A 23,503-nucleotide genomic window follows, 5' to 3' on the forward strand; every position below is an offset into this window, starting at 1 on the left:
AAAATAATCAAAGTTTTATGGTTTAAAAATTATTTATAGAATTTGTTTGATTTTAAAAATATAACGGAATTAATCTTTTTATTTTTTCTAATGTTTCTATGACAGATAAATCACTCATTCCGCCAGAAGCATTTGCATGACCACCACCATTAAAATGTTCTTTGGCTAAAACGTTTACAGGGTTTTCTGCACCTTTAGACCTAAAAGAAATTTTCATAATACCATCTCTTTCTGTAAATACAATTGCAACTTTCATGTCTCTGATAGACAAAATAGTATTTGCCAAACTGTCTGTGTCTCCTTTTACATACTTAAATTTTGCTAATTCTTCTTTTGATAAAGAAATAATACCAACTTTATTTTCATACAAAATTTCTAATTTTTCGCTCATAGCGTAGCCTTGCAATCGCAAACGAGATTCTGTATTATTATCGCTTAATTGCTCATGAATTAAGTGGTGCTGAACACCTGCTGCCAAAATTTTTGCTAAAACTTCATGCGTTCTTGGTTTAACAGAATTAAATCTAAAACTACCCGTATCTGTTAAAATACCTAAGTATAAAGGCTTGCCAATTTTTTCATCTAACAAAGCTAAATTACCCGAATGCTCAATTAAATCTACAATTAATTGCGATGTAGATGAAGCGGTCGTTTCTGAAAGTGTTAATGTTGGAAACTCTTCAGGATTTAAATGATGATCTATCATAATTTTCTTACAACTTGCTGCTTCTAACAAAACTTGCATTTCTTCTCCTAATCGGTAGGTAGCATTGTAATCTAAACAAAATATTAAATCTGCTTTTTGCATTTGTAAGGTTACTTCTTCTGGATTTTCATCCATTAAAAGAATGGCAGAACTGTCAAAAAAATATAAAAAATCGGGTGCTTTATCTGGATGACATACTACTGCTTTTTTCCCTAATTTCTCTATAAAATTAAGTAAGCCCAAAGAAGAGCCTACAGAGTCTCCGTCTGCAGATTTATGTGCTGTAATTACAATATGAGAAGCTGCTAATATTTCTGTTACTATTTGTTTGTAAATATTCATGTACTGTTTTTTCTACTGCTAGTATTTTTGCAATTCTATTTTTTTAAAGCTGCGAAGTTAGCTTTATTATTGAGTAGAAAAAGAAAGTAACTGTATTTTTTACCTTTAAAATCATCAAACAAAAAACATACGAATTCTCGATAGTTTAAAACAAAATATTACTCAATCCAAGCTTTAAAATCTTTTACACGTTCTCTACTTACTATAATTTCTTGTTCAGAAAAGGAATGTAATATCAATTTTAAACGAGAGTTTGTATAAGAAATAATGTCTTTAATAGCGCTTATATGAACAATAAAAGTTCTATTGACCCTGTAAAAATGAGCAGGATCTAATTGTTCTTGCCAATGTTCTAAAGAATGGTCTAAAAGATGGTTTCTATTTTCTAATGTATGAATATATGTCGCTTTATTTTCGCTATAAAAACAAGCAACATCTTCTAAATTAATAATTTTTATATGCTGCCCAACTTTAATAGTTAGTCGTTTTTTAAATTTTCTATCAACAGGGTTTATCAGTAGTTTTCTTATGGCATTTAAATCTACTTGTACATTCGATATTTTGGGTTGATGTTCTTTAAATTTATTTACAGCAACTTTTAATTCGTCTTCGTCTAAAGGTTTTAATAAATAATCGATACTATTTAGTTTAAAAGCTTTTAACGCATATTCATCATAAGCTGTGGTAAAAATAATGGCAGATTTTACCTCAATTTCTTCAAAAATCTCAAAAGACAATCCGTCTGAAAGCTGAATGTCTAAAAATATTAAATCTGGATGTTTATTATTTTGCAGCCAGCTTAAAGACTCTTCTACAGAATGCAGCATCTGCTGTACTTCTATGTTTAAAGCACCTAACATTCTGTTTAATCTTCTTGCTGCGGGTTTTTCGTCTTCTATAATTAATACGTTCATCCTTTTATTTTTTTTAGATGGATTTATTTTAAGTCTTTTTATCAATTTAAAGCTTTAAAATAAACCCACTACTTTTTCATTAATTCTTCAATCTTTTTAGCTTCCCAATCTTTGCTTACTAGTCTTGGTGCTCCAAAAACTATAATTGCATGAATTATTAAACCAACTCCCCACCAAAAGAAAAACTTATAGTTTGTAATATCTGTTACAGCTTCAATTACTGTGTCTCCTCTATAAATGTCTTTATAAATTCTTCTTCCAATAAAAATTAAGTTCACAATAATATATGCAAAAAAGTGTTTATAAAACTTTTTCAACTCAGTTACTCTTTTTCTTGCTTTCGCTAATCTTTCTTCTTCAGTGTGCATCTTTTTTGTCTTTTTTATTGATATAAGCTTCAATTTTGTTTTGTTCCCAATTCTTTACAAAACCAAATTTATATTTGTAGGCAATTAAACCTTGAATTAGTATAACAAACAGCCAAATACCAGCATTGATCCATATATTTAATTCAATCCAATACAGTGCATTTGAGTTTGATATTCTTTCGGAAAAGAAGTTCATAATAACATCAGAAAAAAGAATAAGTACAAGCATCATTATTACAAATATTTGTAAATGATTGTAAAACTTCCGAATTCTTTTTACTTGTTTTTCGATTTCTAAATAGTTGTTCTTGTCCATAGAAATTAGTTGTTTTTATTCATATATTTTTCCACTTTTCTTTGTTCCCAATTGTCTCCTAAAAACAAGTTTAACCCAAATGTTTTAAATGTGTGAGACAATAAGAAAATTCCCCAGAAAAACGGAGTTATATAATTAAAATAATTGGTAAATGCTTCTTTTAAAGACGCTCCATCTTGAAGGTTATTGTATACTTTAAAAGAAAATATAATACTATTTACAACCATATAAATTGCCAAATGAATGTAATATTTTTTCAATTCGTCCACTCTTTTTTTGGCCAAAAGATAGCTTTGATGTTCGTTGTAATTATCTATCGATTCCATAATTAATTATTGGTTTGTTTGTCTTTTTCCATAATTTCTTTAATTTTCTTGGCTTCCCAATCTTTGCTAATTATAGATCCAAAGCCAAAAACATTTAACCAATGGAAAAACAAACCTATGCCCCAGAATATCCAAGTAGAATACACACCGAAATTGCTGGTGGCTTCAGCCAAAGTTTCTCCGCTTTGAGTTAATCCAAAGATGATAATTCCGCTTAAAAAAATATTTACCAAAACATACACAATTAAATGTATGTAAAATGCTTTCATCTCTTTTACTTTCTTTTTTGCTCGAATATATTCTTGTTCTTTTAAAAAATTATTTTCCATTGTAATTGTTTTTATTTTGTTGCATTATTTCCTGAATCTTTTTCTCTTCCCAATCTTTTCCATACCCAAGTTTTCTAAACCCGAAAGTATTAAACCAATGCACTCCAAGGCCTATTCCCCAGCCAATAGTAGAAAACCAAAACCAATGAAAATGAGGTTCAAATCTTAGATTCATAAAAATAATTGTAGGTATTATAATACAATAAACGGTGGCATGTGTATAAAATGCTTTTATCTGTTTTACACGAGATTTTGCTGCTTTATAATCTTGATCTTCTTTATTATAATTAGGTTCCATATTAGTTGTATCTATTGTTTTTGTTATTTTCTTCCATCATTTTTTTAATCTGCTTTTCTTCCCAATCATTTCCTAAGAAAATATTGTAATTATTAACTTCTAAAAAGTGAAAAGTCAATCCTATTCCCCATCCGAAAATTGGAAACCAAAACCAGTGAAACCCTGGAGAAAATCTTAAATTGATAAATATTAAGAAAGGAATTACCAAACAGAATGATACTAAATTCTGATAAAATTCTTTTAGTTTTTGAACCCTTTCTACTGCTCTAATGTATTTGCTGTTTTCTAAATTGTCTGTATGAATCATGTGTTGTGTTTTTTGCAACAGTGGTAAACTCACTGTAAATAGTTGATGATTGTTTTCTATTAAAACGTTCTTATTTGTTAATAAACCATAGCGATCTGCAATATTTCGCAAACCAACTTTGGTGCTTTTACCCAAAACTTCTTTTGGATTGATATTGTTCTGAATATGCACATAACCATCCTTCTCGAAAATATGTATTTCTAAAGGCTTAGTAGTTGAAACTACATTGTGTTTTACTGCATTTTCTAATAATAATTGTAACGAAAGTGGTACTATTTTTAATTCTGAATTAGAAACTGTATCCGGAATTGTAAATTTTACAGCTTCCTCAAAACGCATTGCTAATAAATCCATATAAGCATTTGCAAATTTTAATTCTTCTTCTAACGGAATTAATTCTTTGTTTCTTTGCTCTAAAACATACCGATATATTTTAGACAATTTGGTTGTAAAACGCTCTGCTTGCTTCGGATTTTCGCCAATTAAACTGGTCAAAACATTCAAACTATTAAACAAAAAATGTGGGTCTAATTGATTTTTTAAAGACTCGAACTTTGCCGTTTCTGTTTTTGCTACAATTTCTTGCTTTGTAGTTTCTGAAGTCATGGCAGCTTTCCAATTTTGCATAAATCCTTTGGCATGCAAAAAAGTAGAAATTCCTAAAGAAAGAATGATGTAAAATAGATGTATCCAAATAAAATTCCCTTTAAAAAACAAACTTGCATCATTACCATTAATAAGTATAAAAACAATATAATTAATCCCTAAAACTACAGGAACAGTATACAAAACAGTTGCAATGATACCCGCCCAAACTCGCTGGTTTGTTTGAGTTATCCAACTCCAACGCATCGATAAAAATTTGTTTATAAATCCGTTACCAAAACCAATTCCAAAAGTATAAATAGCAGAAACACCCATAGACCATAAAATACTTTTTAGAGTAAAGTCTCCAAATATGATTGAAAAAAACAATCCAAAAGCAGCTGTAATTTTTAAACAAAGAACTATGGCTTGCTTAAGATTTTTTATGGTATAAACTTCGTTGTCTTTCATTGGTATTTTGCTTAAAATGCTAAAGTTAAAACTTAATCTCTAAATTTAGGTTGTTTTCATCCAGGATAAATTTAGCCGCTTCAAATCTAGGAGGTCCAAAAGACATGTCATTATTACTTGCGCCATAATCTTCTAAAGGCATTCCGTTGGATGCAAAATCTAGTTGACCATTATTATTTTTATCATGATAACAAGTAATTGCATAAACTCCAGAAGGCACATTCTCAAAAATTACTTCTGTTTTGCCGTTTGTAATTTTTCCTTCTTTTGCCTGAACAGGTATTCCCATAAAATTATCTTTCTGATACAACGCAAACCCTACTTTACCGTCATCTGAGTTCATATTTTGAACAGTAACTGTAATACTACTTTGTTGGGCAAAGATTAAATTTGTGATGAATAGTAAGAATGTCGTCAAAATTGTGATTAAAATTTTCATCTGTTTTCGTTTTAATAATTAATATGCCACAAATATGTAACAGTATTTAAAGAGATAAAACAAAAGCATACCCAACTGTTCTTTTTATATGATGAATTGTATTTTTAAGTAAAATAAGGCATTCTACAGTATCTTATTCTGTCAATATCAGCATTTTTAGAAACCAACTTTAATAAATTTATCTATAAATAAGAATACCAAACTAAGAAATTAACATTCAAAAAGATATTTTTTTATCAAATTGATAAAAATTCAAAAAAAAGATTGAATTTAAACTATCAATTAAAAAAAAGATATACATTTACAACATGTTTACAATTAAAAATAACTTATTAATTACGGCTCCCAGGTTGCGCTCTCGCAACACAACTCGCTAATTCTAAAATTCAGCATTAAACGGAACCTAATTTTTATTTTTTATCATGTATACTCACAATTCAACAAATTTTAAAAGCCAATCAAACACTATTATTTCAATAAATAATAGCACTCCTTTACGCCGCTTTTATACGCCTCGCCCTTTGGGTGTTCTTTAAATTATGGAATTAGGTGAGTCCAGTTCCGCTTTTCAAAATCAAAAAATATACATTAAAACTTAAAATATCAATGCAATGGAAATTGTAATTGCTAACAAATCGCATATTGTGTATGCAGATATTATTTGCAAAACAATCGCAGAAGCCGCTCAAGTAAGAGGCACAGGAATCGCTAAAAGAGAGCCAGAATATGTGGCTGCTAAAATGGAAAACGGCAATGCTGTAATTGCTTTAGAGGGCGATAAATTTGCTGGTTTCTGTTATATAGAAGCTTGGGGACACGGAAAATTTGTAGCCAATTCTGGGTTAATTGTGCATCCAGATTTTAGAAATCTTGGTTTGGCAAAACAAATTAAAGAAGTCATTTTTAAACACTCTAGAACCAAGTTTCCGGATGCTAAAGTATTTAGCATAACTACAGGTTTAGCGGTAATGAAACTAAATAGCGATTTAGGCTACAAACCTGTAACTTTCTCTGAACTTACAGACGATCAGTCCTTTTGGAAAGGTTGCCAAACCTGTAAAAATTACGATGTTTTAACAAGAACAGAGCAAAAAATGTGCTTGTGTACAGGTATGTTGTTCGATCCAAAGAACAATAACAAAACAGCTTCAAAAGAAGTAAAAGAAAACGTATTTAAAAGATTAAAAAACATCAAACAGAACTTGTTTTTAAAAAAAGATAAAAAATGAAAAAATTAGTAATTGCTTACAGTGGTGGTTTAGATACTTCGTATTGTGCCGTTAGCCTTAGTAAAGAATATGATGTACATGCTGTAAGTGTAAATACTGGCGGTTTTACAACTGATGAAATTAAAAATATAGAAAGCAATGCTTATAAAATGGGCGTTACTACTTATAAAAATATTGATGCAGTTGCTACATTCTATAACAAAGTAGTAAAATATTTAATTTTCGGAAATGTATTAAAAAACAGCACATACCCGCTTTCTGTAAGTGCAGAACGTATAATTCAAGCCATTGAAATTATAGAATATGCCAAAAGTATTGATGCCGAATATATTGCACACGGAAGTACAGGTGCAGGAAATGACCAAGTTCGTTTTGATATGATTTTTCAAACTTTGGCGCCAAATATTAAGATTATTACTCCTATTAGAGATCAAAAACTTACCAGACAAGAAGAAATAGATTATTTAAAATCTGAAGGAATAGATATGCCTTGGGAAAAATCTAAGTACTCTGTTAACAAAGGTCTTTGGGGAACTTCTGTAGGTGGTGTAGAAACACTAAAATCTGAAAAACCATTGCCTAATGAAGCTTATCCGTCTCAATTAGAAAAGCAAAGTGAAGAAAAGGTAAGTTTGACATTTAAAAATGGAGAATTTATTGCTTTTAACGGACAAGAAAACAAGCCAGAAATAAATATCGAAAACTTAAATACCATTGCTTCTAAATATGCCATTGGTAGAGATATTCATGTTGGAGATACTATTGTTGGTACCAAAGGAAGAGTTGGTTTTGAGGCTGCTGCTGCGTTAATTACTATTAAAGCACATCATTTGTTAGAAAAACACACACTAACCAAATGGCAGTTGCAACACAAAGAATATTTAGCAAGTTTTTATGGGATGCATCTGCATGAAGGGCAATATTTAGATCCGGTTATGAGAGATACAGAAGCTTTTTTACAGAGTTCTCAAAAAATGGTTTCGGGCACAGTAGTGGTAACTCTAAAACCGTATCATTTTTCTTTGGATGGAATTGTTTCTAACCATGATTTAATGTCGAGTGCTTTTAGTACGTATGGTGAAGAAAATAAAGCTTGGACAGCAGATGATGCGAAAGGATTTATAAAAATTATAGGAAATCAGAATAAAATTTATAGACAAGTAAATAATTAATTTACGAAAAAGACCTCACAGGTTTTAAAAACCTGTGAGGTCTATAAAACTATTAAAATGAAAAATTTACAAGTAGGAATTATTGGTGGCGCTGGTTATACGGCGGGCGAATTGATACGTTTGTTGTTAAACCATTCTAAAACAACCATTAATTTTGTGTATAGCACTTCTAATGCAGGCAATAAATTATACAAAGTACACCAAGATTTAATTGGTGAAACTGAATTGTCTTTTAGTTCAGAAATAAACAAAGAGATCGATGTACTTTTCTTGTGCTTAGGTCATGGAAATTCAACTGCTTTTTTAGAAAAAAATACGTTTTCTAAACATACAAGCATCATTGATTTAAGTAATGATTTTAGATTGACTGCTGATAAAAATTTTGACGGAAAAGAGTTTGTATATGGTTTGCCAGAACTAAACAAAGAAGCTATTGTAAACGCAAAGTATATTGCAAATCCGGGTTGTTTTGCAACTGCCCTTCAGTTGGCAATTTTACCATTGGCAGCAAACAGTTTGCTAACTAATGATGTGCATATAAATGCAGTAACAGGCGCAACAGGTGCAGGAACCTCACTATCTGCAACGACGCATTTTACATGGAGAGACAATAATTTTTCGCATTACAAGGCTTTCAATCATCAGCATTTAGGAGAAATTAACCAAACCGTACACCAGTTACAAGCTAATTTTAATTCAGAAATTAACTTTATGCCAAACAGAGGCGATTTTTCTAGAGGAATTTTTGCAACTACCTATACAAAGTTTGAGGGTACTTTAGAAGAAGCCAAAAAAATATATAAAGCATATTACAAAGAGGCTGCTTTTACGGTTGTTTCTGATGACAGCATTTTTTTAAAACAAGTGGTAAACACTAACAAATGCATCATTCAATTAGAAAAACACGGCAATAAATTATTAATTACAAGTACTATTGATAATTTATTAAAAGGGGCTTCTGGACAAGCAATACAGAACATGAATTTGATGTTTGGATTTGAAGAAACTGAAGGATTACAATTAAAGGCTACTTATTTTTAGTAGTAACTAGCTTGCGTTAGCGATTGAAACGGCATCCTTTTTATAGGTGGCTTTAAACGCAGTGTAAAAGAGAACATATAAAAAGATATAGTGTAAAGCGCGACCCTTGTGGTAACGCCAAAAAAATAAAAAATGAAAATAGCAATTATAGGAACCGGAAATTTAGGAAAATCTATCGCCAAGGGTTTAATTACCAACAATGCAATTACTTCTTTGTATTTAACCAAAAGAAATATTAGTGGTATTGCAGAATTTGAAGGCTACAAAAATGTGTTTTTAACAACCGATAACAAAGAAGCCGTTAAAAACTCTGATGTATTGATATTTGCAGTTCAACCTGCTCATTTCGAGAATATTTTAAGTGATATAAAACCTCTGTTAACAGAAAAACATGTGTTAATTTCTACAATTGCTGGTTTTTTAATTCCGCAAATGGAAGCTGTTGTTGGATCAGAGGCATTTATTATTAGAGCCATGCCAAATACAGCGATTGCAGTAGGAAAATCGATGACATGCTTGTGCGCAAACCAACAAGGTACCAAAAGAATACAATTGGCAGAGGCAATTTTTAACAGATTGGGGCATTGTTTATCGATTCCGGAATCTCAAATGCAAGCTGCAACTGTGGTTTGTGCAAGCGGAATTGCGTTTTGGATGCGCTTGATTCGTGCAACCACACAAGCTGCTATTCAATTAGGGTTTGATGCGAAAGAGGCACAAGAATTGGCAATGTATACCAGTGAAGGTGCTGCGAATTTATTGATTACAAACGGCAATCATCCAGAGGAAGAAATAGACCGAGTGACCACACCAAAAGGTTGTACTATAGAAGGCTTGAATGAAATGGAACACAAAGGATTGAGTTCTTCTTTAATACAAGGTATGGTTGCTTCTTACAATAAAATTAGCAACTTAAAAAAGGAACAGATTTAACAACAGTATTGTGAATGCCAAACTTGATTTGGCATCAAAAAAAATATATTATGAGTTTATTCAACGTTTATCCATTATTCGATATTACACCTGTAAAAGCAGCAGATGTCTATGTTTTTGATGAAAAAGGAACTAAATATTTAGATTTATATGGCGGTCATGCAGTAATTTCTATTGGCCACTCTCACCCTACTTATGTGAAAAACATTAGCGAACAAGTAGCAAAAATGGGGTTTTATAGCAATTCTATTCAGAATCCTTTACAGGTAACTTTAAGTAAAAAGTTAATAGCACTTTCTGGTTGTAAAGACTACGAATTATTTTTATGTAATTCTGGTGCAGAAGCCAACGAAAATGCCTTAAAACTTGCTTCTTTTCATACTAATAAGAAAAAGGTAGTTGCCTTTAAAAATGGTTTTCATGGTAGAACTTCTGCCGCAGTTGCTGCAACTGACAATCCTAAAATTATTGCGCCAATTAACGCACAACAAGAGGTAGAAATTTTAGAATTGGGTGATTTAGAAGGTTTAGAAAAAGCATTGGCAAAAAATGATGTATGTGCTGTTATTATAGAGTTCATACAAGGTGTTGGCGGATTGGATGAAGCTACCACAGCATTTTATGAAGGTGCAGATGCTTTGTGTAAAAAATACAACACTTGTTTTATTGCAGATGAAGTACAGTCTGGTTTTGGTAGAACTGGCGATTTTTTTGCCTTTCAGAAGTACAATGTAACACCAGACATCATTCCGATTGCGAAAGGAATGGGAAATGGGTTTCCGATTGGTGGCATTTTAATTCACCCTAATATTAAAGCTTCTTTTGGTTTGTTAGGTACTACTTTTGGTGGAAATCACTTGGCTTGCATTGCTTCTTTAACCGTTTTAAATGTTATTGAAGAAGAAAAATTAATGGATAATGTTAAAGACGTTGCTGCCTATTTTTTAGAAAAAGCAAAATACTTACCAAAACTTAAAAAAGTGAAAGGTCGTGGTTTAATGTTAGGCTTAGAGTTTGATTTTCCGATTGCAGAAATTCGTAAAAATTTAATTTACAATCATAAAATATTTACTGGAAGCGCAAAAAACCCGAATGTGATTCGAATTTTACCTTCTTTAACAGTAAAAAAAGAACATATCGATATGTTTTTTGAGGCTTTAACAAAGGAGTTAGTTTAATTTTCAAACCTTTCTACTGCATATAAAAAGACAGTATTAATTGTTAATTTAAATACAGTAAAGAACTAAAAGTAACACATGAAAAACTATACACACATAAATGACATTGACGATATAAATTCTTGGATAGCAGAAGCGATTGCTTTAAAGAAAAATCCGTTAAAAGATAATGCTCTGGGTAAAAACAAAACCCTTGGCTTGTTATTTTTTAACAGCAGTCTTCGTACACGTTTAAGCACTCAAAAAGCAGCCTTAAATTTAGGTATGAATGTGATTGTAATGAATGTTTCTGGTGATGCTTGGGGAATTGAATTTGAAGACGGTGCCATTATGAACGGAACAACTGCAGAGCATATCAAAGAAGGCGCAGCTGTAATCTCTCAATATTGTGATGTAATTGCGGTAAGGGCTTTTCCGAGTTTAACAGACAAAGAAAAAGATGAGTCTGAACAAGTTTTAAGTGCCTTTGTAAAATATGCAACAGTACCCGTAATTAGTATGGAAAGCGCTATTGGGCACCCTTTACAAGGCTTAACAGATGCTATTACAATTACAGAAAACACCTCTAAGAAAAGACCTAAAGTAGTATTAACGTGGGCACCTCACATAAAAGCATTGCCGCATGCAGTTGCCAATAGTTTTACACAAGCGATGCAAAAAATGGAGGTAGATTTTGTGATTACAAATCCGGAAGGATATGATTTAAATCCTGAAATTACAAAAAACACAACCATTATTCGCAATCAAGAAGAAGCTTTAAAAAATGCCGATTTTGTGTATGCTAAAAACTGGAGTTCCTACACTGAATATGGTAAAGTTTTAAAAACAGATTTCGACTGGATGCTTACAAAAGAAAAAATTGGCAACGCAAAATTTATGCACTGTTTGCCTGTTCGTAGAAATGTAGTTGTTGCCGACGAAGTTTTAGATGCAGATAATTCAATTGTTATTGAGCAAGCAAATAACAGAACTTTTGCCGCACAATTGGTATTGAAAAAGATACTAGAAAATATGTAAGATTTTCTAATGCTGAACTTGATTTAGCATTTCAATAAATAGATAAAACTCAGATAAAAAACTGAAATAAGTTCAGCTAAAAATGGAAAAATTATCAATCATAAAAATTGGAGGAAATATTATTGAAGATGAAACATCTTTGGGTAAATTTCTGAAACTATTTTCTAATATAGAAGGTAAGAAAATACTAGTTCACGGTGGAGGAAAACGTGCAACGCAAGTTTCTGAAAAACTTGGCATACCCTATAAAATGATAGATGGAAGACGAATTACTGATGCCGAAACTTTAGAGGTAATTACCATGGTTTACGGTGGTCTTGTTAACAAAAATATTGTAGCAAAATTACAAGCTTTACAAGTAGATGCTATTGGTTTAACAGGTGCAGACATTAACAGTATTACATCAGAAAAAAGACCTGTAAAAGAAATAGATTTTGGCTTTGTAGGTGATGTAAAAAAAGTAGCTTCTAACTCTATAGATAAATTGATAAAAGCCGATTTTACTCCTGTTTTTTGTGCCATTACACATGATAAAAATGGGCAATTATTAAATACAAATGCAGATACTATTGCCAGTACAATTGGAGTTGGTATGAGTAAAATTTACGAAACTTCAATTTACTATTGTTTTGAATTGAATGGTGTTTTAGAAGATTTTAAAGACAAAGAATCTGTTGTAAAAACCATTAATTCAGAAAGTTATAAAAAATTATTAGCTAATAAAATTATTACAGACGGTATGATTCCTAAAATAGACAATTGTTTTGATGCTTTAAATAATGGTGTATCAAAAGTATACATAGGAAATACAGGTATGTTTACAAAAGAAAATAAAAACTTTACAACAATAACTTTATAAAATGAACATTCAGCAATTAACAAAAGAGGCAATTTCACTTTTAAAGAGTTTAATTGAAACACAGTCTTTTTCTTCAGAAGAAGAAAACACAGCATTATTGATAGAAAATTGGTTCAATAATTTTAAAATTCCGTTTCATAGAAACAACAACAATGTTTGGGCAACCAACAAACATTTTGACGAAAACAAACCTACTTTACTATTAAATTCGCATCACGATACCGTAAAACCAAATTCTGCCTACACAAACGATCCTTTTAAAGCCATCGAAAAAGACGGTAAATTATATGGTTTGGGTTCTAATGATGCTGGGGGTTGTTTGGTTTCATTAATAGCAACATTTACACACTTTTATGCGCAAGAAAATTTAAAATACAATTTGGTATTGGTTGCTTCTGCTGAAGAAGAAAGTAGCGGACCAAACGGATTAAACTCGATGCTTACAATAATTCCTAAAATTGATGTTGCCATTGTTGGCGAACCAACTTTAATGAATTTAGCGGTTGCAGAAAAAGGCTTGGTTGTTTTTGATGCTGTTGTAGCGGGTACACCAAGTCATGCAGCACATCCAAACGAAAACAATTCAATTTACAACACTATCGAAGTGTTGCAATGGTTTAAAGATTTTAAGTTTGAAAAAACTTCTGATGCTTTAGGTGATGTTAAGATGACAGTTACACAAATAGCTGCAGGATCGCAACACAATGTTGTGCCTGCTCATGTAGATTTAGTAGTAGATGTTCGTGTAAATGACGCTTATTCCAATGAGGAAATTGCTGCTATTTTACAAAATAAATCGCCTTGTACTTCTATAACACCTAGAAGTTTACGTTTAAATTCGTCTTCTATTGCTACAAGTCATGCTTTGGTAAAAGCAGGGTTAGAAATGGGAAGAGAAACCTATGGATCTCCAACTTTATCTGACCAATCAGTGTTAAGTTGTCAGTCTTTAAAACTAGGTCCAGGCGATAGTACCAGATCTCATTCTGCAGATGAATTTATTTACTTAGCAGAAATTGAAGAAGGTATAGAAATATACATTGAATTGTTAAACCGTGTAATAGTTTAAAAGAAAATACGCAAAACAGTTAAACGATTCAATCAATTACACAAATAAACGATTACACGATTAAAAAATATACTTATGAAACTTTGGGATAAAGGATTTACCATAGACAAACAAATAGAAAATTTTACGGTTGGTAACGATCGAGAAATTGACATACATATTGCAAAATATGATGTTCAAGCTTCTTTGGCACATGCAATAATGCTTGCCTCTATTGGCATTATTTCTGATGATGAACTAAAAGAATTGAAAAGTGGTTTGCAAGAATTAGCCACAGATATAGAAAACGGAACCTTTGTAATTGAACCCTCTTTTGAAGATGTGCATTCTAAAATTGAATGGGAATTGACCAATAAATTAGGTGAAGTTGGTAAAAAAATACACACGGCGCGTTCTAGAAACGATCAAGTTTTAGTTGCCTTACAACTATACTACAAAGAGAATTTAGCAATTATAAATAGTAAAACAAATACACTTTTTACTACTTTATTAGACCTTGCTGAAACGCATAAAAAAAGTTTGTTACCTGGTTACACACATTTACAAGTTGCCATGCCATCTTCTTTCGGATTGTGGTTTTCTGCCTATGCAGAATTATTAATAGATGATGTTTATATGCTAAACGCAGTTGCCAAAGTGGTCGATCAAAATCCGTTAGGTTCTGCTGCTGGTTATGGTAGCTCCTTCCCTATTGACAGAGAATTAACCACCAAAGAACTAGCCTTTGCAACGCTAAAATACAACGTGGTTGCGGCTCAATTAAGTAGAGGAAAAAGTGAGCGCTCTATTGCTGCTGCTTTGGGTGGTTTGTGTAACACTATGGCTCGTTTTGCGATGGATGTCTGTTTGTACATGAGTCAGAATTTTGGTTTTATTACGTTTCCGGATGAGTTAACAACCGGAAGTAGTATTATGCCGCACAAGAAAAATCCGGATGTTTTTGAATTGATTCGTGGTAAATGCAATAAAATACAGGCATTGCACACAGAAATGTTACTTATTACCAATAATCTACCAACAGGTTACCATAGAGATTTTCAATTATTAAAAGAAAATATCATCAATGCTTTTGAAGATGTAAAAGATATTTTAGACATTTTTAATTATGCAATTCAGCAAGTAATTGTAAAAGACATCGATCTAAATGATGAAAAATATCAGTATCTATTTACTGTAGATAGTATTAATAATCTTGTGGTTGATGGCATGCCTTTTAGAGAAGCTTATCAACAAATTGGCGGACAAGTTCAAGCAGGAACCTACCAACCAGATTTAGGCAAACAACATACGCACGTTGGTAGTATACATAATTTAAGTTTGGATAAAATACGAGAGAAATATCCGAAGCAATAAAAGATAGTAATACCTGAGTTACTTTATTTGTAAATCAGGTATTTTTTTCTAATTTTTTTAAATGATTTTAAATCCTTTTGCCAAGTTTTTTTAATTTCTTCGGCTGTAAATCCACTTTCAATCTGTTGCTGTAACTTGGTATTACCTGCATGAATGGTAAAGGTGTTTCCAAAAAACTTCTCTGATTTTGGTGTTTTTTGATATCCATCTATCAACCAATCTAAATGAATAGTAATTAAACGTTTAGTATTACTTAAGTCTACACCATAACAACGTTGGTTTTTATGCTTCGGATATTTAGCTCCAAAATTGGCAACTGGTGTATAGTTAAAAGTAGTTTCACTAAAAAAAGGTGCACCATATCTTTGAAACTGAAACTCTGTTCCTCTTCCTGCATTTATAATTGTGCCTTCAAAAAAACCTAAACTTGGGTATAAGTTAATAGACAAATCATTTGGTAAATTAGGTGATGGTCTAATGGGTAAATGATAAATACTATCATGTGTATAATTTTTTAAAGGAATTACTTTTAGGTTAGCTGCTATTTTATTTTTTAGCCATTTTTCGCCATTTATCATTTGTCCGTATTCGCCAATAGTCATTCCGTAAACAACTGGCACGGCATGCATACCAACAAAACTTTTATGTGCCAACTCTAAAACGGGTCCGTCAATATAATGTGCATTTGGGTTTGGCCTGTCTAAAATAATTATTTCGATACCTGCTTCTGCACAAGCTTCCATAACATAATGCAACGTAGAAATGTAGGTATAAAAACGCACACCAACATCTTGAATATCAAAAACAACAACATCAATACCCGCTAATTGTTCTTTCGTTGGTTTTTTATTTTTTCCGTAAAGAGATATAATTTGCAATCCTGTTTTAGTATCAAAACCGTCTTTAACGATCTCTGCAGCATCTGCTTTACCTCTAAAACCATGTTCTGGAGCAAAAACTTTTTTCACGTTTATATTTAATAAAAGTAAACTGTCTATTAAATGATTCTCTCCAAGATTACTTTTATTAATTACAGAAGTTTGATTCGCGACTACCGCAACATTTCTTCCTTCTAAAAATTTTAAATACGCATTTGTTTGAGCTGCACCAACTTGTATAAAGTTTGTACTTGTAATTTTATTTTTAATGGTTTCTTTCGGATTTTGAGCACAAGAAATGAGCTGAAAATTCAGAAATAAAACTAAGAATAAATATGTACTTTTGATGTGACTAAAATTGATCATTAATTTGAATTACGAATTATATATAGCGAAACGAATTATTGCTGGTAAAAAGTATAAAAATAGCATTTCATCGCCAATAATAAAAATTGCCATTGCAGCAATTGCGTTAGGAATTATAATTATGCTAATTGCAGTTGCCACAGGCGCTGGTTTGCAATTTAAAATAAGAGACAAAATCGCTGGTTTTAAAGGGCATGTTCAAATTGTAAATTATGATACAAATAACTCAAATGTATCAACAGTTCCTATCGATAAAAATCAAAATTTTTATCCAAAGTTTAAAAACATTAGTGGTGTTAAAAACGTACAAGTTTTTGCAAACAAAGGTGGAATTTTAAGAACAGAAAAAGATTTTGAAGGTGTTATTTTTAAAGGAGTGTCTAAAGATTATGATTGGTCTTTTTTTAAAGACTACTTAATTAGCGGTAGATTACCGAATTTTAATCTAAGCAGAAACAAAGAAGTTTTATTATCAGAAACAATTTTAAATAGACTGCATTTAAAAGTAACAGATACCGTTTTAGCAACTTTTTTAAAAACAGCTTCAAGCAAACTACCCTCAAATAGAAAATATATAATTGTAGGTGTTTATAATTCTGGTTTTGCAGAGTTTGATAAAACCATGATGATTGGAGATATTAGAGAAGTTCAGAACTTAAATAAATGGACAGAAAATGAAATTGGTGGTTTTGAAATACTTTTAGAAGATTTTGATAGTATTGAAGAAAAAGGAACAGAAATTTATAGAGAAATTGGTGCAACATTAAATAGCAAAACTGTTTTAGAAACCAATCCAAATGTTTTTGAGTGGATTCAACTTTTTGATAATAATATTTGGTTTATCATCATCATCATGATTTTAGTTGCTGGTATAAATATGATTACAGCATTGCTTGTTTTAATTTTAGAACGAGTGCAAATGATTGGTATTTTAAAAGCCTTAGGAAGCACCAACACAAGTATTCGTAAAATATTCTTATACAACGCTACGTATCTAATTTTAAAAGGACTTTTAGTAGGAAACATCATTGGGTTATCAATTATATTTATACAACATTACTTTAAAATAATCACTTTAAATCCAGAGACTTACTATGTATCTACAATGCCAGTACACATAACATTGTCTAACATCGTATTGCTTAATATTGGCACATTAATAATGTCTTTTATCATGTTGATTGTCCCTTCTTATTTAATCACTAAAATTAAACCAGCTAAGTCTATTAAGTTTGCTTAATTTTTAATTCCGCTATTTTTTAAAATAGAATAAGTTTTTTTTGATCTTCTAAAGATGATAAATAAAAAGGAATACATCCATTACTTTTGGCTGGGCATAAAAATAATATAACTTTGCATTTATAATAATTAGATATGATTTACGCAGAAAATATACTTGAAACCATAGGAAACACCCCCTTAGTAAAACTGAATGTTTTAACCAAAGAGCTTCCTTGTTTGGTGCTTTCTAAATATGAAACTTTTAACCCTGGTAATTCTGTAAAAGATAGAATGGCCTTGCAAATGATTGAAGATGCAGAAGCAGATGGTCGCTTAAAACCTGGCGGAACAATTATTGAGGGTACCTCTGGTAATACCGGAATGGGATTGGCATTAGCAGCAATTGTAAAAGGATACAAGTGTATTTTTGTAATGGCAGATAAACAATCTAAAGAAAAAATAGATATTTTAAGAGCAGTTGGTGCAGAAGTGGTTGTTTGCCCTACAAATGTAGAACCAGATGATGCCAGATCTTACTATTCAGTGTCTAAAAGATTAGGAGAAGAAACACCAAATTCTTGGTATGTAAATCAGTATGATAATCCAAGTAATTGCAAAGCTCATTTTTTAAGTACAGGGCCAGAAATCTGGGAGCAAACAGCTGGTAAAGTAACACATTTTGTGGTAGGTGTTGGTACTGGAGGAACCATTTCTGGTGTAGGAAGTTACTTAAAAATGAAAGCTAAAGAAGCAGGTACAACTGTTAAAATATGGGGAATAGACACTTATGGTTCTGTGTTTAAAAAATACCATGAAACTGGTGTTTTTGATGAAAATGAAATTTACCCATACATTACAGAAGGAATTGGAGAAGATATTTTACCAAAAAATGTAAACTTTGGTGTTATTGATGGTTTTACAAAAGTAACAGATAAAGATGCTGCTATTTACACACAAAAGTTAGCAAAAGAAGAAGGAATGTTTTTAGGTAATTCTGCCGGAGCAGCTATTAAAGGCCTATTACAACTAAAAGAACATTTTACAAAAGACGATGTAGTTGTTGTTTTATTTCATGACCATGGAAGTAGATATGTTGGTAAAATGTTTAATAATGATTGGATGCGCGACAGAGGTTTTATAGAAGAAGAGTTAAAAACCGCAGAAGATTTATTAAAAAACAATACAAATACTTCTTTGGTATCTGTGCAAACAGAAGAATTAGTATCTCATGCCATCGAAAGAATGAAGAAATATAAAATTTCTCAAATTCCGGTTAAAGATACCAATGGTTTTGTGGGTGCTATTGATGAAACTGTTTTATTACATCATTTTATAGAAGATAAAAATATTGCAGACAAACCAATTAAAGAAGTTATGGGTAACCCCTATCCTATTGTAAAGAAAACTGAAAGTTTAGAAAGTATTTCTAAATTAATTACCAAAGAAAATAGTGCCGTTTTAATTGATTTAGAAGACGGAAATCATCATATAGTTACAAAATATGATATTATTAGCGCTATTTAAAAATACTAAAAAACCATCTCTAAGTTAGAGATGGTTTTTATTAATTCTTCAAATAATTTACTTACTAGAGGTTTACTACGTCTCTCAATATTATAATACCAAGCATTGTGCCAAATAGATAAATTATCTGTTTTTTTTTTAACTTCTTTTCTTTTTTACTTTAGAAACCATTGGTAAACTCTTTTTTAAATTCTCTACAATAGAGTAAACTGCCGGACAAATAGCTGTATTGGCAACTGTTAAATCGCTTATATTTAAAAACTTTTTTCTATTAGTGTGCGGATACTCTGCACAAGCCTTTGGGCGAACATTGTAAATTGTACAAGTATTATCTGTTTCATCTAAAAACGAACAAGGAGCTGTTTTAAGAACCATAAAATCATCTTCATCTCTTTCTAAAAAATGCTTCTGAAAATCTGCAACTTTCATTTTTAAGTGCTTGGCAATTCTTTCTGTGTCTTTATCTGTAAAAATAGGACTTGTAGTTTTACAACAGTTACCACAAGTTAAGCAATCTGTTTTTTCAAATTCTTTGTTGTGCAACTCTTGCACTACATAATCTAAGTTTTTGGGAGTTCTCTTTTTTAGATTCGCAAAATATTTTAGGTTTTCCTTTTTAGCATCATTTGCTAATTTTGGTAGTTGTGCTAAGCGTTTTTCCATTTTGTAAAATTACAATAATGAAACTTGTAAATACAAAAATGATTTATAAATAGTTAATTCATCATTAAAAACTTTAAACTAAACCAACAAAATGACTAAATTAATGAAAACATGGTCAACTAACTGACTGTATTAATATAAATACAGTCAGTTAATTGACTTAATTAATACAAATACAGTCATTTTATAAAATAAATAGTATCTTTAACTTATGAAAAAAGTATTATAAAGAGCTGTAATTGAAAAAGTTAAACACAAAGCAAAGCCAAATAAAGTAATTTTATTGGTAGGTGCAATACGTGTTGGTAAAACTAAATTCATTAAAAAATATATAGAAAATTTTTCAGCAAATAAAGTTTTAAAATTAAACGGAGAAGATATTGATGATGTAAAATTATTAGAAAGAAAAAGTGTTGCAAATTATAAACGTTTGTTAAACGGAATAGAATTACTAGCTATAGATGAAGCACAAAATATACCAAATATTGGACTCATTTTAAAACTTATTATTGATGAAATTGAAGGTATAAAAATAATAGTTACAGGGAGTTCTATGTTTGATTTAAACAACCAATTGGGTGAGCCTTTGGTAGGAAGAAAACATACTATTTATATGTATCCTATAAGTCAGATTGAGTTTTCTAAATACGAAAATTATAAAATAACCACAGAAAAACTGGAAGAAAGATTGTTGTTTGGTGGTTATCCAGAGCTAATTCATCTTCCAAAATGGAAAGACAAGCAAGAGTATTTGCAAGAAATTATTAATGATTATTTATTAAAAGATATTCTAATTTTTCAGAATATAAAAAAAGCAGATAAAATATATAATTTATTAAGGTTGTTGGCTTTTCAAGTAGGTAATGAAGTTTCTTTAAATGAATTAGGCAATCAATTACAAATCTCTAAAAATACGGTAGAAAATTATTTAGATTTATTAACCAAAGTTTTTGTAATTTTTAAAGTAGAAGGTTTTAGTAAAAACCTAAGAAAAGAAGTTACAAAATCTAGTAAATGGTACTTTTATGATGTTGGTATAAGAAACGCCATTATTAAAAACTTCAACCTTTTAGAAAACAGAAATGATGTAGGGCAATTGTGGGAAAACTACCTAATTATAGAGCGTTTAAAAAAGCAAGAATACCAAGGATTATCTTGTAATAATTATTTTTGGAGAACGTATGACCAACAAGAACTAGATTGGCTAGAAGAAAAAGCAGATCATTTAAATGCCTATGAGTTTAAATGGAACGCAAATAAGAAAGTGAAAATTCCTACTGCTTTTGGTAAAGCATATACTGAAGCAAATTTTGAAGTAATTAATAGAGAGAATTATTTAGATTTTATAAATTGAAACGTGTAACTGTTGAATTGTATAAATGTTTAACTAAAAAAGGCTTTATACTTTATAGATCTCACAGTTTGTAAAACTTTTGATTTTAAAACTGATAATCGCCCAATTTTAATAGTATTTATTAAACCTCACAGGTTAAAAAAACCTGTGAGGTTTAATTTACAAAAGGTTATTTAATACTTCTAAAAACAAATAAAAAACATTAATTTTGCATCTCAATTTTTAGACCTAAATGAATATTCAAAACACCATAGAAACCAAAGTAAAAGAAGGTTTTTTAAAATTATATAACATTGAAATTCCATCTGTAGAATTTCAGGCAACTAGAAAAGAATTTGATGGAGATATTACTGTTGTGGTTTTTCCTTTGTTGCGTTACAAAAAAGGGAACCCTGCAGCTATTGGAGAAGATTTAGGGAATTTTCTTAAAGAAAATGTATCAGAAATTACCAATTACAATGTGGTAAAAGGGTTTTTAAATTTGGTGATTGATGATGCTGTTTACAGTACGTTTTTTAACTCCATATACGCAGACAACTATTTTGGCTTTGTTACGCCAAAGGCGTATGACAAAGCGATGATGGTAGAATATTCATCACCCAATACCAACAAACCGTTGCATTTAGGGCATGTTCGAAATAATCTATTAGGCTATTCTGTTGCTGAAATTATAAAGGCAGCAGGAAAAAAGGTCTATAAAACTCAGATAATTAACGATAGAGGAATTCATATATGTAAATCGATGTTGGCTTGGCAAAAGTTTGGCCATGGAGAAACTCCTACATCTACTGGTTTAAAAGGTGATAAATTGGTTGGAAATTATTATGTAAAGTTTGACCAAGAATATAAAAAAGAAATCTCGGCATTAATTGCTGAAGGACAAACAGAAGAAGAAGCAAAAAAGGAAGCTCCGTTATTTGTTGAAGCACAACAAATGTTGCTAAAATGGGAAGCCGGAGATAAAGAAGTTGTTGCTCTTTGGAAAGAAATGAACGCTTGGGTATATGCTGGTTTTGATGTTACCTACAAAAATATGGGTGTTAATTTTGACAACCTATACTACGAAAGCAATACCTATTTATTAGGAAAAGATGTTGTTGCGCAAGGTTTAGAGAAAGGAGTTTTCTATAAAAAAGAAGATGGTTCTGTTTGGTGCGATCTTACCGAAGATGGCTTGGATGAAAAAATTGTGTTGCGTTCAGACGGGACAGCTGTTTACATGACCCAAGACATTGGTACAGCCATACAACGTGTTAAAGATTATGCAGATGTTGGTGGTATGGTCTATACCGTTGGTAATGAGCAAGATTATCACTTTCAGGTATTGTTTTTAATCTTAAAGAAATTAGGGTTTGATTGGTCTCAACAATTACACCATTTAAGCTACGGAATGGTAGATTTACCGTCTGGTAAAATGAAATCTAGAGAAGGTACTGTTGTTGATGCAGATGAATTAATGGATGAAATGACAACTACTGCCAAAGAAATATCTGAAGAACTTGGCAAACTAGATGGATACTCTGAAGAAGAGAAAAACGAATTGTATAAAACCATTGGTTTGGGTGCTTTAAAATACTTTATCTTAAAGGTAGATCCAAAGAAGCGTATTTTATTTGACCCAAAAAGTTCTGTAGATTTTCAAGGAAATACTGGGCCTTTTATTCAGTATACATATGCTAGAATTCAATCTATCATTAGAAAAGCAGATTTTGACTATTCGAAATCGGTAACCATAGCATTGCACGAAAAAGAAAAGGAATTGTTAAAACAATTAGAATTGTACCCTGAAACCATACAGCAAGCAGCTGCTAATTATTCACCAGCAGTTATTGCAAATTACACGTATGACTTGGTAAAAGAATTCAACTCTTTTTACCAAAACGTATCTATTTTAGGAGAAGCAGATCTTGATAAAAAAATATTTAGAGTACAATTGGCCAAAAAAGTTGCAGACACTATTAAAACTGCCTTTTTATTGTTAGGAATAACTGTGCCAGAAAGAATGTAAATAGCTCTTTTAATTTCTACAAAGTAGAAAAACTATTATGGAGAAAATAAATAGTAAATTACGTTTTTAGTAAAACCAAAAGTTTGTAAATTAGCACGCGTTAGGGATTGAAATGACATCCTTTTTATGCTAAACTTTTTTTAGTATGTTTTGTAAAATAGCAATTAGCTATTATAAAAGAACAACTATTGATGTAAATTTAGCATAAAAAGATACAATGGAAAGCCCGTTAAAACG

24 protein-coding genes are annotated in these 23,503 nt (G+C 30.9%); 13 read left to right on the plus strand and 11 right to left on the minus strand.

Features of this window, described 5'->3' with window-relative positions; translation table 11 throughout:
* Window positions 1–52: 52 nt before the first annotated feature.
* The 9 genes from Q0678_RS01830 to Q0678_RS01870 form a co-directional block, all read right to left on the minus strand.
* Complete coding sequence (locus Q0678_RS01830) at window positions 53–1,048, minus strand: bifunctional oligoribonuclease/PAP phosphatase NrnA (protein ID WP_299053047.1); 996 nt, start codon at window positions 1,046–1,048, stop codon at window positions 53–55.
* 158 nt (window positions 1,049–1,206) lie between these two features.
* Entirely contained in the window at window positions 1,207–1,962 is a 756-nt protein-coding gene (locus Q0678_RS01835; protein ID WP_299053050.1) for a LytTR family DNA-binding domain-containing protein, read from the minus strand.
* Between the two features lie 68 nt (window positions 1,963–2,030).
* Window positions 2,031–2,330 carry a 2TM domain-containing protein gene (locus Q0678_RS01840; RefSeq protein WP_299053053.1) on the minus strand — a complete coding sequence of 100 codons (300 nt, stop codon included), beginning with the start codon at window positions 2,328–2,330 and terminating at the stop codon, window positions 2,031–2,033.
* Entirely contained in the window at window positions 2,320–2,646 is a 327-nt protein-coding gene (locus Q0678_RS01845; RefSeq protein ID WP_299053056.1) for a 2TM domain-containing protein, read from the minus strand. The genes Q0678_RS01840 and Q0678_RS01845 overlap by 11 nt, the downstream gene beginning before the upstream one ends.
* A gap of 5 nt (window positions 2,647–2,651) precedes the next feature.
* Entirely contained in the window at window positions 2,652–2,972 is a 321-nt protein-coding gene (locus Q0678_RS01850; RefSeq protein ID WP_299053059.1) for a 2TM domain-containing protein, read from the minus strand.
* 2 nt (window positions 2,973–2,974) lie between these two features.
* Window positions 2,975–3,301 (minus strand): 2TM domain-containing protein, encoded by a 327-nt coding sequence (locus tag Q0678_RS01855; protein WP_299053061.1) that lies wholly within the window; start codon window positions 3,299–3,301, stop codon window positions 2,975–2,977.
* On the minus strand, window positions 3,291–3,599 hold the full coding sequence (locus Q0678_RS01860; protein ID WP_299053063.1) for a 2TM domain-containing protein: 309 nt from the start codon (window positions 3,597–3,599) through the stop codon (window positions 3,291–3,293). Before Q0678_RS01860 ends, Q0678_RS01855 begins: the two co-directional genes overlap by 11 nt.
* Before the next feature lies 1 nt (window position 3,600).
* The gene (locus tag Q0678_RS01865) at window positions 3,601–4,962 is read right to left on the minus strand and encodes a 2TM domain-containing protein (RefSeq protein ID WP_299053065.1); all 1,362 of its coding nucleotides are present in this window, start codon (window positions 4,960–4,962) and stop codon (window positions 3,601–3,603) included.
* 25 nt (window positions 4,963–4,987) lie between these two features.
* Window positions 4,988–5,401: a DUF2141 domain-containing protein gene (locus Q0678_RS01870; RefSeq protein WP_299053068.1), complete on the minus strand. Its 414-nt coding sequence runs from the start codon at window positions 5,399–5,401 to the stop codon at window positions 4,988–4,990.
* Window positions 5,402–6,012: 611 nt separating this feature from the next.
* On the opposite strand from Q0678_RS01870, the gene Q0678_RS01875 reads away from it, so the two are divergent.
* The 9 genes from Q0678_RS01875 to argH all read left to right on the plus strand — a co-directional run bounded on the left by Q0678_RS01875 (window position 6,013) and on the right by argH (window position 15,252).
* Complete coding sequence (locus Q0678_RS01875; protein ID WP_299053070.1) at window positions 6,013–6,630, plus strand: GNAT family N-acetyltransferase; 618 nt, start codon at window positions 6,013–6,015, stop codon at window positions 6,628–6,630.
* Complete coding sequence (locus tag Q0678_RS01880; RefSeq protein WP_299053072.1) at window positions 6,627–7,802, plus strand: argininosuccinate synthase domain-containing protein; 1,176 nt, start codon at window positions 6,627–6,629, stop codon at window positions 7,800–7,802. Before Q0678_RS01875 ends, Q0678_RS01880 begins: the two co-directional genes overlap by 4 nt.
* A gap of 57 nt (window positions 7,803–7,859) precedes the next feature.
* Window positions 7,860–8,843 carry an N-acetyl-gamma-glutamyl-phosphate reductase gene (gene argC / locus Q0678_RS01885; protein WP_299053074.1) on the plus strand — a complete coding sequence of 328 codons (984 nt, stop codon included), beginning with the start codon at window positions 7,860–7,862 and terminating at the stop codon, window positions 8,841–8,843.
* Between the two features lie 132 nt (window positions 8,844–8,975).
* Entirely contained in the window at window positions 8,976–9,776 is an 801-nt protein-coding gene (gene proC / locus Q0678_RS01890; protein ID WP_299053076.1) for a pyrroline-5-carboxylate reductase, read from the plus strand.
* 50 nt (window positions 9,777–9,826) lie between these two features.
* Window positions 9,827–10,954, plus strand: a complete 1,128-nt coding sequence (locus Q0678_RS01895; RefSeq protein ID WP_299053078.1) for an aminotransferase class III-fold pyridoxal phosphate-dependent enzyme — start codon at window positions 9,827–9,829, stop codon at window positions 10,952–10,954.
* Between the two features lie 78 nt (window positions 10,955–11,032).
* Window positions 11,033–11,971 carry an N-acetylornithine carbamoyltransferase gene (locus Q0678_RS01900; RefSeq protein ID WP_299053080.1) on the plus strand — a complete coding sequence of 313 codons (939 nt, stop codon included), beginning with the start codon at window positions 11,033–11,035 and terminating at the stop codon, window positions 11,969–11,971.
* Window positions 11,972–12,053: 82 nt separating this feature from the next.
* Window positions 12,054–12,830: an acetylglutamate kinase gene (gene argB, locus Q0678_RS01905; protein ID WP_299053082.1), complete on the plus strand. Its 777-nt coding sequence runs from the start codon at window positions 12,054–12,056 to the stop codon at window positions 12,828–12,830.
* Between the two features lies 1 nt (window position 12,831).
* Window positions 12,832–13,899: a M20 family metallo-hydrolase gene (locus Q0678_RS01910; RefSeq protein WP_299053085.1), complete on the plus strand. Its 1,068-nt coding sequence runs from the start codon at window positions 12,832–12,834 to the stop codon at window positions 13,897–13,899.
* Window positions 13,900–13,974: 75 nt separating this feature from the next.
* Window positions 13,975–15,252: an argininosuccinate lyase gene (gene argH / locus Q0678_RS01915; protein ID WP_299053089.1), complete on the plus strand. Its 1,278-nt coding sequence runs from the start codon at window positions 13,975–13,977 to the stop codon at window positions 15,250–15,252.
* A gap of 23 nt (window positions 15,253–15,275) precedes the next feature.
* Here argH and Q0678_RS01920 read toward each other — a convergent pair whose 3' ends face one another.
* Window positions 15,276–16,496 carry a DUF1343 domain-containing protein gene (locus Q0678_RS01920; RefSeq protein WP_299053092.1) on the minus strand — a complete coding sequence of 407 codons (1,221 nt, stop codon included), beginning with the start codon at window positions 16,494–16,496 and terminating at the stop codon, window positions 15,276–15,278.
* A gap of 4 nt (window positions 16,497–16,500) precedes the next feature.
* Between Q0678_RS01920 and Q0678_RS01925 the strand changes: the two genes are divergently transcribed.
* The gene (locus Q0678_RS01925; protein ID WP_299053095.1) at window positions 16,501–17,736 is read left to right on the plus strand and encodes an FtsX-like permease family protein; all 1,236 of its coding nucleotides are present in this window, start codon (window positions 16,501–16,503) and stop codon (window positions 17,734–17,736) included.
* Between the two features lie 134 nt (window positions 17,737–17,870).
* Window positions 17,871–19,241, plus strand: a complete 1,371-nt coding sequence (locus Q0678_RS01930) for a pyridoxal-phosphate dependent enzyme (RefSeq protein ID WP_299053098.1) — start codon at window positions 17,871–17,873, stop codon at window positions 19,239–19,241.
* Between the two features lie 138 nt (window positions 19,242–19,379).
* Here the strand turns inward: Q0678_RS01930 and Q0678_RS01935 are convergent, their stop codons facing one another.
* Window positions 19,380–19,904 carry a YkgJ family cysteine cluster protein gene (locus tag Q0678_RS01935; protein ID WP_299053101.1) on the minus strand — a complete coding sequence of 175 codons (525 nt, stop codon included), beginning with the start codon at window positions 19,902–19,904 and terminating at the stop codon, window positions 19,380–19,382.
* Window positions 19,905–20,181: 277 nt separating this feature from the next.
* Here Q0678_RS01935 and Q0678_RS01940 point away from each other — a divergent pair, with 277 nt between their 5' ends.
* Complete coding sequence (locus Q0678_RS01940) at window positions 20,182–21,258, plus strand: DUF4143 domain-containing protein (RefSeq protein WP_299053762.1); 1,077 nt, start codon at window positions 20,182–20,184, stop codon at window positions 21,256–21,258.
* A 232-nt stretch (window positions 21,259–21,490) separates the two neighbouring features.
* Window positions 21,491–23,266 carry an arginine--tRNA ligase gene (gene argS, locus Q0678_RS01945; protein ID WP_299053104.1) on the plus strand — a complete coding sequence of 592 codons (1,776 nt, stop codon included), beginning with the start codon at window positions 21,491–21,493 and terminating at the stop codon, window positions 23,264–23,266.
* The last annotated feature ends 237 nt before the right edge of the window (window positions 23,267–23,503 follow it).

This window comes from uncultured Polaribacter sp., assembly GCF_947497125.1.
In the GTDB taxonomy this organism is placed as follows: Bacteria; Bacteroidota; Bacteroidia; order Flavobacteriales; family Flavobacteriaceae; genus Polaribacter.